Consider the following 12,960-nt stretch of genomic DNA (forward strand, 5'->3'; position numbering starts at 1 on the left):
GCGATCACTCCTTGCGGAAGACCGGCGGCAGGTAGCCGGCGGCGGCGCCGGGTGGTGCCGGCAGCGGCGCCGGCGTCTCGGGTGGGGGCGGGAGCGCGGCGGTGCGGGCGGCGAACATTTGGCGTAGTTGGTCGGCGCGGCCGGGGATGGGCGGCGGTAGCGGCCGGGTGCGGAAGGTGAAGGCGGGGGTGACGGCGTTGTCGACGATGAGGCGGGCGGCGGCTTGGAAGGCGTCCAGGTGGGCCAGGTCGTGGCGGGTGAGCTGGGGGTGGACGTGGCGCTGGTGGAGTTCGGCGTCTTCGGGGGAGACGGCGAAGAAGATCTTGTTGCGGGCGTTGGTGGAGACCTCTTCGCGCAGGTTCTTGGGGATCTGCGCCATGTCCTGGTGCGCCAGGACCAGGCCGAGGTGGAAGGCGCGGGCTTCGGCGAGCAGGTCTTCCAGGCTGCGGATCAGGCCGAGGTAGTTGAAGGCCTCGTCGATGTAGACGGTGGCGTCGCGGCGCAGGTGTTCGCCGAGCTGGACGCGGTGGGTGGCGTACTCCCACACCGCCGCCAGCAGGAACGAGCCGAGCAGGCGGACGGTGTCGCTGCCGAGTTCGCCTTTGGGGATGCGGATCAGCAGCAGCCCGCCGTCCAGCACGGCGGCCAGGTCGATGGCGGTGTGCGGTCGGGCGATGACCGCGCGGACGAAGGGGCGCAGCAGCAGCGCCCGGAGTTTGTTCTGCACTGGGGCGATCGCAGTGGCCCGGCCGGGGTGCGACAGGTGGTCATACCAAGCCCAGAACTCGGCCAGGACCGGGTCGTCCAGCCGGGCCCGCACGTCGGCGCGGTAGCCAGGGTCGGTGAGCAGCCGCGACACGTCGGCCAGCGACGCGCCGGGCAGCGTGGTCAGCGACAGGCAGGCGGCGCGGAGGATGTCGTCGGTGCGCGGGCCCCAGGAGTCGGCGTACATCTGCCGGAAGGTGGCGACCACGCTGTCGACGGTCAGGTGCGGGTCGGGGCCGGCCAGCACGTTCACTCCGGGCGGCGGACCGGGCTGGGCCGGGTCGATGAGGATGGCGCGGTCGGCGATCTCTAGGGGGAGCCGGTCGAGCAGGTCGATGGTCTGGTCGCCTTTGCAGTCCAGCACGACCGCGCCGCGTCCGGCGGCGGCATCGTCCAGGATCCACTGGGTGAGCAGGGTGGTCTTGCCCGAGCCGGTCGCGCCGGACACGTGCACGTGATGCCGGGCCCCGGCGACCGGCAGCGCAACCGTGCGGGGCGTGCCGGCGTCGGCGTCGCCGAGGATCTTCACGGCGGGACGGGCGTCCAGGACCGGGATGATCGGCGGGGGCGGGATCGCCCGTGCTCCGGCTCGCACCAGTCCGGGCACGGCCTGGTCCACCGGCAGGTGTGCCAATGCCGCCAGTTCCGGCACCGACAGCAGCGCCCCGTGCCGCAACCGGCGGGCGCTCATCCGGGTGGCCAAGTCGCGGCAGGGACGGGGGCGGAGACGGTTGTGGCGGCTGGTGAACAAGGCGAAGCTCGCGGCGATCGCCTCGGCGCGCGCCGCCAGCGGTGAGGGGGTGGCGGTGTCCCCGACCTGGCCGGCGGCGTAGTACAGCGTCGCTTCGAACCGGGGATGGGCGGCCTTGTCCAGCGCCGCCTTGGCCTGCGCGGTGCGGCCCGCCCCGGCCGCGCCCTCCGTCATCCGGGGCGCGAGCACGTCCACCGGACGCACGCGTCGGCCCCGCCCGGTCGGCAGGCCGCCGCCGGAGCGGGCGGCCCGCCACCACGAGGCCGGACGCACCAGCACCTGCACCAGGGCCACCTCGCTGGGTTGACGCGCTGCGGCGGCCGTCAGCAGTGCGCGCAGCGGGTCGGCCGTAAAGTCGCTGCGCAGCGGCAGTGCGTCCGGACGCGCCAGCCGTAGGCAGCCACCCGCGAGGATGGTCGACGGCGGGAGCACCGCGCCGCAGTCGCGGACGCGCGTGTGCGCTCCCGGCCAGGCGGCCTCGACGGCTTGGGCGACCGCGTCCGCAGCGACTTCGGATGGCAGCCACAGCCCGATCTGGACACCGTCGGCGTCCCACTGGTATTCGAACGCCAGACACGCGCCGCGCGGCAGGGCGAAACCCGCCAGGTGCGTCCACAACGTCACCGCCCCTGACAGCGGCGAATCAGGCGGCGGCAAGATCTCCACCCGCACCCCGCCCGGCGCGGGGCCGCAGCGGCGTGCGGCGCGCAGACGGCGGGCGGCTAGCCCGAGCAGCCCGCTGCACACCAGCAGCGCCGCCGGCACCCAGACGAGCGTGGTCCCGGTCATGAGCCGCCTCGCAGCACACGCAGGGACTGGGCGGCGGAGCGTTCGGCCGGGTCGCTGGTAACCATTTGGTGGTCGCGGTCGGACGCGATCGCCTTGAACGGGACGCGCTGGCGTCCGGCCGCCAGCAGCCCCTCGCCGGTCTCGGCGGCGGCCAGGAACGCCGCCTCGCCGGCCGACAGGTGGAACACCTCAGCGACCCGGTCGATCACTTGCGGCGCCTGCCGCAGCAGGATCTGGGTGGCGGCGTTGGCGATGACCGACCGGCCCAGGTCGCTGCCCAGCAGGTCGTCGACGTCCTGGGTGATGCAGGTCAGCCCGACCCAGTACTTGCGGGCCGCCTTGGCGAGGCGGTGCAGGAACCGGGCGCCGTGCACGCTTTGCATCAGCAGCCACGCCTCGTCCACCACTACCAGCCGTGGACGCAGGTCGGTGGGGTTGGTGACGCGCCGCCACACCCAGTCCAATGCGAGCAGGTGCCCGACCGGTTGCAGCTCCTCGGGCAGGTCCCGCAGCGAGAACACGATCAGGTGCGCGTCGGGGCGGGTGGTGGTCGGCCCGTCGAACAGGGCCCGGTGCGTGCCGCGCACGAACGGCACCAGGTGCGCGGCCAGCTCTGCACCGTCGGGATCGGCCGCCAGCACCTCCACCAGGTCGGCCAGCAGCGGCGCTGGACGTCGCCAGGTGCGCGGATCGGTGGTGATCCCGGCCTGCTGGTAGGCGGCCATGATCGCGGTGTCGAGTGCTGCCCGCGCTCGTGCCGGCACCTGGTCGCCGACCAGCACCCCCGCCAGGGTGTGCAGGAACAGCGCGCGGCGGGTCAGGGCGTCGGGGTGCGCGGCGGAGGGAAGGTCGAAGGGGTTGAGCCGCACCTGCGGAGCGCCCAGATGCACATACGCCCCGCCCAGCTCCTCGGCCAGGTGCGCGTACTCGTCCTCGGGGTCGATGACGGCGGCCTCGACCCCGGCCAGCAGGTACCGCTGGGTTTCGAGTTTGGCCAGGTAGGACTTGCCGGCGCCCGAGCGGGCCAGCAGCACGCTGTTGTAGTTCTCCTGGGCGAACCGGTCCCAGACCACCGGCGAGGACGAGGCCAGGTTGATGCCGTACAGGACGCTGGTCGGCCCGCGCGTTCCGGTCAGGTCGGCGGATCCGAAGGGGAAGCACGCGGCGGCCGCGTCGGTGTCGAAGATCCGCCGCATGCGCAGTAGGTCGGTGCCCAAGGGCAGGCAGCTGACCCAGCCTTGCCATTGCCGGAAGGTGACCGGCTGGGCGTCCAGCAGCAGCGAGGCGGCCAGCGCCCGCACCCGCGCCGTCTCGGCCTCCAGCTCGTCGGGGTCGGCGGCGTGCACGGTCAGATACAGCCCGATCCGGAACAGGCGGCCCTCGGCGCGGGCCAGGCGTGCCGCCAGCTCGGTCGCGTCCTCGACCGCGGCCTCCACGCCGGGGTCCTGGAGGCGGCCGTGGTCTGCGGCGGCGCGGCGTTCGGACTCCAACCGGCCCCGCTGGCGCCGCAGTCGCGCGGCGGCCACCGCGGCGGGCACCGGCTCCAGGTGCAGCGCGATCTCGAGTTGCCCGGGGTAGGACAGCAGCGGCTCCAGCCACCCTGCCGCGACCTCCGCCGGGTATCCGGCGACCGCGAAGCTCGCGCACACCCCGCCCGGCAGCTCCAGCCGCCGCGCCATCACCTGCATCCCGGACGGTCCGACTGGTGCCCCCGGCCGCCGGTCGACCGCGGGCCCGGAGGCGATCTTGATCCAGCGGTTCATCACCGCGCTCCTTGGGTCACTTGGTCGGGTGCGGCCCATCCGCTGGTGGCGGGCAGTGGGTCGAGCGGATCGACCGCGGTGGCCAGCAGCGGCGCCAGCTCCCCGCCGTCCAGCCGCCGCACGGTGATCTCGGCGGCGGCCAGCGTCCGCGCCGCCGCCTCCACCCGCTGCACGGCCCGTTCGGCGGCCTGCCCGCGCCCGGCGGCCGGTTCGGTGAACACCAGCAGCACCTGGCGGCGCAGCAGCACACTGCCCGCCTCCAGTTCCAGCAGGAACCGGGCGTGCTGCCGCGCGGCCTGCTCCAGCGCCGGATGCGCCAGCGCGGGGGCGTTGTCCTCCAGCGCGGCCGCCAGCGGCGCCAGGTCCACCCACTGGGCGCGCACCACGATCTGCACCGGCGCGGTGAGGGAGTTGAGCCAGCGCGCGAACGCCGCCACCAGCGCCCGCTGCTCGGCGGGGGTGCGGAAGGCGAACCCGACGGTGGACGCCTCGGCCACCACCGCCACCGCCCCCGAGGACAACTCCAGCACCCCGTCGGCGCCCATTGCGGTGACCGGCAGCCGCACCGCCGCCACCCGGCCCGCGTCGGGGAACCAGGCGGAGGTGTCGACCAGGCCCTCGGGGGCCAGCACCTGCCGGTGCGGGCTGCGGGCGAAGCGCCAGGCCGCCAGCAGGTACCGGTCGGCGCTCAGCCCCTCCCACTGCCCCAGCGCCAGCACCGCCCCGCCGGCCGCCACCACGATCAGCGCCGCGACCGTCACCGGCCACGGCAGCAGCTGTCCGACCAGCAGGTACATCAGCCAGCACAGCGTGCCGGTGCTGGCCAGGATCGCCACCTGCCGGGCCGACCACGACCCGATGAGGTGGTCCTCGCGTTCGATATCGGCGGGCAGCCGCACACTGGGCGGAGCGCTCATCACGGTGACCTCCACCCCGGGCCCTGCGGCGGTCGCGGCTGCGGCCAGCGGCCGCGCGGCACCGGCCGCGGCCGGTGCGGCGGCTGCTGCCACGGCCCGGCATAGGGCGCCGGCCACTGCTGCACCGGCGCGTCCGGCGGCCCCCACCGCCGCTGCTGACGATTCGATTCCGGGCCCGACCCCGGCCGCGGCTGCACCCGCCGGTACCACTGCAGATCCGGCGGCAGCCACCGCCCCTCGGGCCGCGCCCAGCGCGGCTGCGGCGCCACCCCGCCCGGCCGAGGCCCATCCCCGGCGCTGGGGGAGGGCGGCACCGGGGGAGAGGTCGGGCGCGCCGCCCATCCGGCGCGATACCCGCCGCGCGCCGGTGCCTGCGGACGCGGCGCGGAATGCCGGGGACGCACCACCCGCCGCCCCGCACCGGCGCCCGCGGCCCGTCCCGCTGCCCCAGCAGCCCCGGCGCCGCCGGACACCGCCCCAGCCGCCGCAGCACCCGCGCCCGCGGCCCGGCCGCGCCATCGCCCCCACCATCCGCCGGACGGCCCGCCGCCGCCCCGCGGACCCCCGCCAGATCCCGCTCCTGGGGCAGGTCCGGAACCCCAGCCGCCCCAGAACCGGCCCAGGCTGCGTTCGGCGCCGCGCAGCAACCGGCCCGCCGCCAGCCACACCGCCATCCGCACCAGCAGCGGCGACCGGTGCCCGGTGCGCTGCAGCGCCATCCGGAACGCCCACACCGGCACCTTGACCATCACATAGATCAGGCACACGGTGACGATCAGGTTCACCACCTGCCCGCCCGGCAGCAGCCCGCTGGCCTGGCGGCCGTCGGAGTTGCTCAGCACCCGCACCGCGATGATCAGCGACAGGGACTCGACGACCTCCACCGCCAGCACCGCCGCCAACAACCGCCACCACGCCCGCGCCACCGCATCGGTCACCGGCAACGCGTGGCAGGCCAACGCCAGCGGCGCCGCCACCACCAGCAGCAGCGTGACCACCACCCGCACCACCAGCGCGACCATCAACGCGATCAGCAGCACCAGCCCGGCCAGCTCCAACAGCAGCACCAGCCACCCGCCGCCCAGCACCGGCGTGGTCATCGTCATCAGCAGCGACCGCAGCGCCCGGCCCAGATCGATCCCGCGGCCCAGCAGCGCCACCGAGACCGCGTTGCACACCCGGATCGCCCAGTCCACCACCGACAGGCTGGAGGCGGCCGCGACCATCCCGATCACCAGCCGCGGCGCGATCTCCCGCAGCGCGTACCGGGTCTGCACCGACTCGTGCGCCATCACCAGCACCCCGCCGGCCACGATGAACAGCACGTAGCAGGCGATCGCGACCGTCAGCGACGCCGTCCACAAGTCCCGCACCCGCGGTTGGGCCGCCAGATCCGGCGTGGTCAGCGGCGTCTGCACCAGCACCGCCGCCAGCTCCCCGGCGGTCGAGCGCACCACCCCGTCCACGAACGGCCGCACCAACCCACCCACCAAATCGCTCCCACCGCCCGAACCCCCACCGTTGCCACCACTCCCGCCGGGCACCGGCGGCACCGCGGGCGGCGACAACGTGATCTTGGGGGCGGGCAGGTGCGGCAGGCCCGGCCACGACGGCGGAAACCTCCACCGCGACCCCGGCCCAGGCGGCGACGCCGACGGCGAGGGAGCCGACGAGGTGGTCGGCGCTACGGCAGGGGACGGCTGCGGTGAGGGCGCCACGGCCTCCGCAGGAGCCGCGGCACCGAGGACGATCACGCCCGCCACCAGCACGATGGCGACCAGGCCGCTGACCGCGCGAGACCCGTCCCGATAAGAGGTCATTGCCCCACGACCTTCTGCAACAGCACCAGCAGCAGCGGCGCCAGCACCGCGATCGCATAGCCGATCGCCGCGTTCTTCAGCGCGTTCTTGGCCTTGGACACCTGCTCGGGATTGCCGCCGGCGGTCAGGTACAGCACCCCGGCGATCGTCAGGAACAACGTCGCCAGCGCACTCAGCAAACTCACGATCAGCTTGGTGAGGTTGTTCAGCACCGTGTTCAGATCGGCCGGAGCGCCCAGCGGCGCCGCCCATGCCGCAGCGCCCGTCCCCGCCGCCACCAGGCCGGCCGCCGCGACCAGCACCACCAGCCGCACCAGCGCCTTGAGCATCCGCATGGCCACGTCTCCTTCCGGGCCGACATGCGCTGCCTTCCAGCGGGCCGCGGGGCCCCGGGCCTCCTTCGGTGGTGGGCGGGCGAAGAAGACCCGGACGCGATGGCGCCGACGACCCCGCGGCCTAGCCCTGGAAAAGCCCTGCTCATTCCAGCAACGGCGCCACCGAGGCCTCTTCGGGCACCAGCCGCCGAAACACCCGCGCCATCACCTCAGCAGCGCCTGACTCGCGGTCACCGAGCGCCGTGCACAACCGCCACGCCCCAGCCCGGTGCGCCGACCACAACAGCCGCGCCTCCACATGCCGCCGTTCCAGATCCGCCAGCCGCAACCCGGTGACCAACCCCGTCACGACCGCCGACTCCACCTGACCCCGCAGATCCCCGACAGCCTCCAGGCCATCGACCAGGCGCGCGACGATCCGCCGCAACCGCGGCTCGGCCACCCCCAACGCCCCCACCAGCCACACCGGGTCACCCGACCGAACCTGCAGCGCCAGCTCGCGCCAGATCCGCTCGCGCACCAAGCACCCCACCACCGGATCCAGCAACTCCCGCCGCACCTGATCCAACGACAGCGACGGCACCGGCAACGCCGACTCAGCCACACCCGGCAGCACCGGCGCCTGCTCCGAACCCACCACCACCGCAAACGCCGCCGCGATCAGATCCAGCGCCCCGAACCCAGCCACCGCACCAGCCCGGTGCCGGCCCAAGACCCGTTCGTCCTCGAAACCACGCATGCCCCGATGAAGCCAGACCGACCCAACAGCACCCCAACACCGCGATGACCCTTGACCTCACCGTCACGCCCAGCGCAGACATCCCGCCGACGGCGCATGCGTCGCCGTGCTGTTGGGGCGTCGTTGGGTGGCTCTGCGGAGCGGGAGCCGGTGGTTGCGGACCAAGCGCGCGACCGCCAGCAGGAGGGAAGCGACTATGCGGACGTAGGTCTACGCCAGTTCCGACTGCCGACTGCCGCCTGCTGGCCGGCGACGCGAGTGAGGCACCGGCGAACCGCTGGCCGACTCGGTCGACTGCATCGCCGTCAGCCCGCCCTACTGGAGCCTGCGCGACTACGGCTACTCCGCTCAGTACGGCCTGGAGCTCAGCCCCAGGCCCACACGGACCGCCTGGTCGGGGTGTTCGGCTGCCTGCGCCGTGTGGACAGCGACGCGGCGAGCTTGTCCGCTCATGTCTGGTTCCAACTGCCAGGCCCGCGCAGGCTGCGACCTTACTACGTCAAGGTTCGGGCCTTGATGAGCGCGTACCGACGCAGGGCCGATTGCTGTGCCCCCTACGAGTACTCGGCAATGGGGAGGGGTGAACCTGCCAAGATGTCTGTTGTTCCACGCGGCCGAGAGGTGTTGGAGCTGGGGGTTACCAGCCTCTTTCCCATCAGGCGGGGATGCTGGGGCGCTCCTTGCCGAGGGTGGTGTCCTTGCCGTGGCCTGGGTAGACCCAGGTTTCGTCGGGGAGGCGGTCGAAGATTCTTTCGGTGACGTCGGTCATGAGTTGCTTGAACCTCCCCGGGTCACCCCCATGTACCTCCAATTCTCCCTGGAAACCCCGAACCCTTCCGGGACAACAACGAGATCGCGGCTGTGTTCAACCTGCGCAGTCGGGGAACCGTCATGCCCCGGTGCCGATCTCCGAAGTCGCCTGCACGGGACGTCCAAAGTCCTGTCCAACGCGGTTGGGTGAGCGCGCCGGCGTGACGCGACGGAAGGGTGGTGGGAGCCGACGGAGGTGGAGGCGAGGCTGGGTCAAGCCCTGACCAGCTCGCCTCCACCCGGTCGAGCGCTGTTCCAGCACCGTGCGGAACGTGCGCTCGCCGATGCCGCGCATCAGCGGGTTATCCGCTGAGCGCGTCAGGAGGACCAGGGACAGGGCGGGCGCCACCCGCGGCCCCGCTCCCAGGTTGCGTCCTCCGCGCGGCCATAGGCCTGGCGCAGGGCGGTGCGCTGTTGCGCGGTGGACAGCATCCAGGCCACCGAAAGGTCGGTGGCGGGATCTCCGCAAGTGAGGTCGCCGAAGTCGATCACGGCGCTGATGCGGCCGTCGTGGCCGGGTGCAGTTCCCCGTGCAGCCACACCGGCGGCCCGTCCCAAGCGGGCGTGGCGACGGCGGTCTTCCAGATCCCTAGCGCGGCGGCGCGGTCAGCCTGGGCGACGTGCGCCAGTGCCTTCAGGATGCCCTCGGCGCGTCCGGCGAGCGGAATCCCGCGGAAGGGATTGACCGGCGCCTGCGAAGGAGCCGGGGTGTGTAGCCCGTCCAGGAAAGCACCGAGTGTCGCCGCGGCCGACCAGAGACCGCCGGGGCTCTGATCGCGCGGCTATCTGGCTCGACAGAAACGGCACAATGCTCCAAGGCCACGGGTACTGAGCCGTCGGCCGTCCGACACGCACCGGCGCGGGCACAGGCAACGGCAGGCGGCCGGCCAACTGCGGCAACCACTGCTGCTCATGAGCGACGAGCTCGGCGGCCATGGCACGTCGCGGCAACCGGACGAGGAACTCCGGGCCAAGTCGGCACACCAGGTTGTCCCAGCCGCTGGCCGGCACCTCGATCGGCAGGTCCGCCAGATCGGGGTGCTGCTGATCGAGCAGACGCTGGGCCAGCTCAACGGAGACCGAAACCTCTGCGGCGGGCATGCGGTGATCGGTCACAACCAGCACCCTACGGCCGACCACCACGTTGGGATGCCGCAGAGGGAACGGCTGGGCCGCGCAAGGCGATCACATGATCCGCCGGACACGGCCTGGCTAGGCGACGTGCCGCACACGAGGGGCCGTCACCAGTAAGGGACGAACTACTCCGCTGACCCCCTGTTAGCGATCAGATTGGACGTCGCCTCCGTAATTCGTCTTCGCCGTTGTGGTTTCTCTCCCTTTGCCTCCATACGCTCGGGTCGCTCAAGATCGCGACGATTGGGGAGATTCATGTCCCACGTGAGAGCACCGAACACGCACGTGATGCGATGGAGGACGGTGGCTGCGGCAGTTGTACTGTTGCTTCCGGGCATGGCCACCATGCCGAACGCGGCGGACGCGTCCATCGCTGCGGTGCGACCTTACGATTTCAGCCGGGAGAAGGCGCTCCCCGGCACGCAGGGCCCGTTGCCCAAGGGCTTCTCCACCACCGAAATATCGGTGAAGTTCCGCACGGAACGACAGGTGCGGGTGCGCGGTAAACACCTGGTCGCACGCGTCAACGCGGACGCGACCGCGATCGCGGGGCTGCTTTCCAAATATCCGGGCGCCGACATCACGCCCTTGAGCACCCGGCCGGAGAATCAGGTCACCGCCGAGCGCCTCCTGGCGGAGAAGCGGCTCGGGCGGGGCATACCCGACCTGAACTCCTGGTTCGTCATCACGGTCCCCAAAGGCATCGAATCGCTGCTCATCGATTTGAACGCGCTGCCATGTGTGGAGCTCGCCCGGGCGAGACCGCTGACCAGGACACCCTCCGAACCGTGGCAGGGTCAGCAGAAGTACCGCAACCCGGTGGGCTCCAGCGCCGGAACCGGCATCGATGCGGACTATGCCGGCACGGTGCCGGGCGGCAAGGGCGACGGCGTGACCGTCTACGACGTCGAGGGCGACGACGCCGACTCAAGGGGGCCGAGCCCGGCCAACAGTCCGGGATCCCTTGCGGCGTCGGCCTCGCACACGCTGATGGTCTCCTCGGAGTCGACCGTGTACGCCTGGGGCGACAACTCCAAGGGTCAGCTCGGCGACGGGACCACCACGTCCAGGACGACCATGGTGCAGGTCAACGGCCTCACCGATGTCAAAGCGGTGGCGGCCGGTGACGGCTACTCGGTGGCGTTGAAGAACGATGGCACCGTGTGGACCTGGGGTGACAACGCCCGGGGCCAGCTGGGCAACGGCACGACGACCTCCAGCTCCACTCCGATCAAGGTCGGCGACCTGCCTGACGGAATGGTGACCTCGATCAGCGCCGGTCGGGACGGCCACGTGCTGGCGGTGCTGAACACCGGCTCGGTCGCGGCCTGGGGTGAGGGAGGCAGCGGCCAGCTCGGCAACGGCTCCACCAACGACAGCACGGCTCCGGTCACGGTCAGCGTGATCAGCAACGCCGTCCAGGTCAGCTCCGGCGGCTACCACTCCCTGGCCCGGCTCTCGGACGGATCGGTCAAGGCATGGGGGTTCGGCGTGGCCGGTCAGCTCGGCGACGGCGGCACCGACGACCGCAGCACTCCGGTCCCGGTATCCGGTCTGACGAGCGGTGTGACCGACGTTTCCGCAGGGACGTATCACAGCGCCGCCGTCTGCGACGGCAAGCTCTGGACCTGGGGTGACAACAGTTACGGCCAGCTCGGTACCGGCAGTAACACCGACTCCTCCGTTCCGGTCGAGGTCCCAAGAGCGGGCACGCCCGCGACGATCGCCACGGGGCAACAGCACACGGTCGCGGTCTTCCTGGTGAGAGTCCTCAAGGCGTGGGGCGGCAACGACCGCGGGCAGCTCGGCAACGGCACCACCAGCACCAGGACCAGCCCCCTCTCACCAATCACGCTCATGAACGTCTGGAACTCCTGTCATGAGGAGCTGGCCGACCGCCGCCCCGCCCCCGCCGGGCCGCCCGTGGTCATAACCCCACTGGCCGGAGGGCCGTGCAAGCCGGGGCGGCACGGCACGCCGGTAGTCGGGATCGTCGGGCCCAGGACGACAACGGAGCGGGCATGGCCGGGATCGCCCCGCATTCTCCGCTGCGGCTAGCGCTCTGGGCGGCGGGCGGCCTGCCGGCCGCTCTCGAATCCGCCCGGCCTGGCGATGTGGTGCTGATCGAAGGCGTCTACTCGCACGACGACACCCAGGGCAACTATCCGGTCGAGTCGGACGGCGCGGTCTATTCCCAGATCCTCCAGGCCACCGGCCGGGGTGTCATCGTGGTCGAGCCGGCCGGGAACGCCGGCAACAACCTCGATAACACCGCCGACCCGTACGCGAAGCCGATGATGGAGCGGGCCGATTCAGGAGCGATCGTCGTCGCGGCTGGAGAGCCCCCGAGCGAGAACGGCGTCAACTGCATGGGCTCCGGACGTCCAGCGGAACGCAGCCGTCTCATCGGTGCGACGTGGAGCGGCACCTACGGTTCGATGGTGGACCTCCAGGGCTACGGCGACTGCGTCGCAAGCCTCGGGACCCCTGGATGGAAGACCCTGACCCCGTACGAGACCGACCCCAACAAGATGTACCTGAACAACTTCAGCGGCGCCTCGGCCGCCAGCCCGATCGTGACCGGTGCGGCAGCGGTCCTGCAAGGCATCGCCAAGCAATCGGGCACGCTGCTCACACCACGGCAGATGCGAGACCTGCTGGCGAGCACCGGCACGCCGCAGCCCGCCGCGGACGCGGCCCGAACTCCCATCGGCCCGCTGCCCAATCTCAAAGCGGCGATCGCCAAACTGAAGAGCGGGACGCCCGGTTAAGGCCACAGCCGCAAAGTCAGCAGTCCTGGACGGGATGTAGTCCAGGCGCGAACTATCAGGGTCAGTCCAGGTCAGCACCCCCATCGCCGTTACGACCGCCGCGTAAGGGACGACCACAACACCGGCCACTCCGGCGTGCCGCCGTTGCGTCATGCTGATCATGCTGTCCGCCAGGAGGAACCCGGGCCAGGTGGGTACCTGTACTCGGCGCAGCCACTCACCTGGTCCGTTGCCTCGACACGAGGCCGCGCCGGCCGGCGCACGCGGCATGGCGAAAAGGATCTTGTCGCGGTTTAATGGTGGGGACGGGGCCGTTTTTTTAAGTCCGAGCCAATGCGACAACCGGGGCCGGAGGGCGGATGCGCG

General features: G+C 72.0%; 11 protein-coding genes and 1 pseudogene. 3 read left to right on the forward strand and 9 right to left on the reverse strand.

Annotated features, from left to right (window positions below; genetic code table 11):
• Positions 1-4 precede the first annotated feature (4 nt).
• The 9 genes and pseudogenes from FHU30_RS32265 to FHU30_RS47775 form a co-directional block, all read right to left on the reverse strand.
• The gene (locus tag FHU30_RS32265) at positions 5-2,305 is read right to left on the reverse strand and encodes a type IV secretory system conjugative DNA transfer family protein (RefSeq protein WP_253880967.1); all 2,301 of its coding nucleotides are present in this window, start codon (positions 2,303-2,305) and stop codon (positions 5-7) included.
• Positions 2,302-4,068: a VirB4 family type IV secretion system protein gene (locus FHU30_RS32270; protein WP_253880969.1), complete on the reverse strand. Its 1,767-nt coding sequence runs from the start codon at positions 4,066-4,068 to the stop codon at positions 2,302-2,304. Before FHU30_RS32270 ends, FHU30_RS32265 begins: the two co-directional genes overlap by 4 nt.
• A complete protein-coding gene (locus tag FHU30_RS32275; protein ID WP_253880970.1) occupies positions 4,068-4,985 on the reverse strand; it encodes a PrgI family protein in 918 nt (305 codons plus the stop codon). Before FHU30_RS32275 ends, FHU30_RS32270 begins: the two co-directional genes overlap by 1 nt.
• On the reverse strand, positions 4,985-6,805 hold the full coding sequence (locus FHU30_RS32280) for a TrbL/VirB6 family protein (RefSeq protein ID WP_504928384.1): 1,821 nt from the start codon (positions 6,803-6,805) through the stop codon (positions 4,985-4,987). The genes FHU30_RS32275 and FHU30_RS32280 overlap by 1 nt, the downstream gene beginning before the upstream one ends.
• The gene (locus tag FHU30_RS32290; protein WP_253880972.1) at positions 6,802-7,140 is read right to left on the reverse strand and encodes a pilin; all 339 of its coding nucleotides are present in this window, start codon (positions 7,138-7,140) and stop codon (positions 6,802-6,804) included. The genes FHU30_RS32280 and FHU30_RS32290 overlap by 4 nt, the downstream gene beginning before the upstream one ends.
• Positions 7,141-7,282: 142 nt before the next feature.
• A complete protein-coding gene (locus FHU30_RS32295) occupies positions 7,283-7,879 on the reverse strand; it encodes a hypothetical protein (RefSeq protein WP_253880974.1) in 597 nt (198 codons plus the stop codon).
• 655 nt (positions 7,880-8,534) lie between these two features.
• Positions 8,535-8,703: pseudogene (locus FHU30_RS32300) on the reverse strand (MBL fold metallo-hydrolase); the annotation flags it as partial.
• 304 nt (positions 8,704-9,007) lie between these two features.
• A complete protein-coding gene (locus FHU30_RS47770) occupies positions 9,008-9,229 on the reverse strand; it encodes a phosphotransferase (RefSeq protein WP_372503995.1) in 222 nt (73 codons plus the stop codon).
• Between the two features lie 66 nt (positions 9,230-9,295).
• Entirely contained in the window at positions 9,296-9,700 is a 405-nt protein-coding gene (locus FHU30_RS47775) for a phosphotransferase (RefSeq protein WP_372504005.1), read from the reverse strand.
• Here FHU30_RS47775 and FHU30_RS32305 point away from each other — a divergent pair.
• The 3 genes from FHU30_RS32305 to FHU30_RS32315 are packed head-to-tail and all read left to right on the forward strand — an operon-like array spanning position 9,602 to position 12,594.
• Entirely contained in the window at positions 9,602-9,940 is a 339-nt protein-coding gene (locus tag FHU30_RS32305; protein WP_253880976.1) for a hypothetical protein, read from the forward strand. The two genes, FHU30_RS47775 and FHU30_RS32305, sit on opposite strands and share 99 nt — an antisense overlap.
• Before the next feature lie 39 nt (positions 9,941-9,979).
• Positions 9,980-11,881 (forward strand): RCC1 domain-containing protein, encoded by a 1,902-nt coding sequence (locus FHU30_RS32310; RefSeq protein WP_253880978.1) that lies wholly within the window; start codon positions 9,980-9,982, stop codon positions 11,879-11,881.
• The gene (locus FHU30_RS32315; RefSeq protein ID WP_253880980.1) at positions 11,845-12,594 is read left to right on the forward strand and encodes a S8 family serine peptidase; all 750 of its coding nucleotides are present in this window, start codon (positions 11,845-11,847) and stop codon (positions 12,592-12,594) included. The genes FHU30_RS32310 and FHU30_RS32315 overlap by 37 nt, the downstream gene beginning before the upstream one ends.
• The last annotated feature ends 366 nt before the right edge of the window (positions 12,595-12,960 follow it).

It is taken from the genome of Actinomadura rupiterrae (genome assembly GCF_024172125.1).
GTDB lineage: Bacteria > Actinomycetota > Actinomycetes > Streptosporangiales > Streptosporangiaceae > Spirillospora > Spirillospora rupiterrae.

Bases quoted from the DNA above. Each gene is read 5' to 3' on its own strand.
- FHU30_RS32275 (WP_253880970.1), bottom strand. From the start codon at position 4,985: ATGAGCGCTCCGCCCAGTGTGCGGCTGCCCGCCGATATCGAACGCGAG.
- FHU30_RS32270 (WP_253880969.1), bottom strand. From the start codon at position 4,068: ATGAACCGCTGGATCAAGATCGCCTCCGGGCCCGCGGTCGACCGGCGG.
- FHU30_RS32280 (WP_504928384.1), bottom strand. From the start codon at position 6,805: ATGACCTCTTATCGGGACGGGTCTCGCGCGGTCAGCGGCCTGGTCGCC.
- FHU30_RS32305 (WP_253880976.1), top strand. From the start codon at position 9,602: ATGAGCGACGAGCTCGGCGGCCATGGCACGTCGCGGCAACCGGACGAG.
- FHU30_RS32315 (WP_253880980.1), top strand. From the start codon at position 11,845: ATGGCCGGGATCGCCCCGCATTCTCCGCTGCGGCTAGCGCTCTGGGCG.
- FHU30_RS32265 (WP_253880967.1), bottom strand. From the start codon at position 2,305: ATGACCGGGACCACGCTCGTCTGGGTGCCGGCGGCGCTGCTGGTGTGC.
- FHU30_RS32290 (WP_253880972.1), bottom strand. From the start codon at position 7,140: ATGCGGATGCTCAAGGCGCTGGTGCGGCTGGTGGTGCTGGTCGCGGCG.
- FHU30_RS32295 (WP_253880974.1), bottom strand. From the start codon at position 7,879: ATGCGTGGTTTCGAGGACGAACGGGTCTTGGGCCGGCACCGGGCTGGT.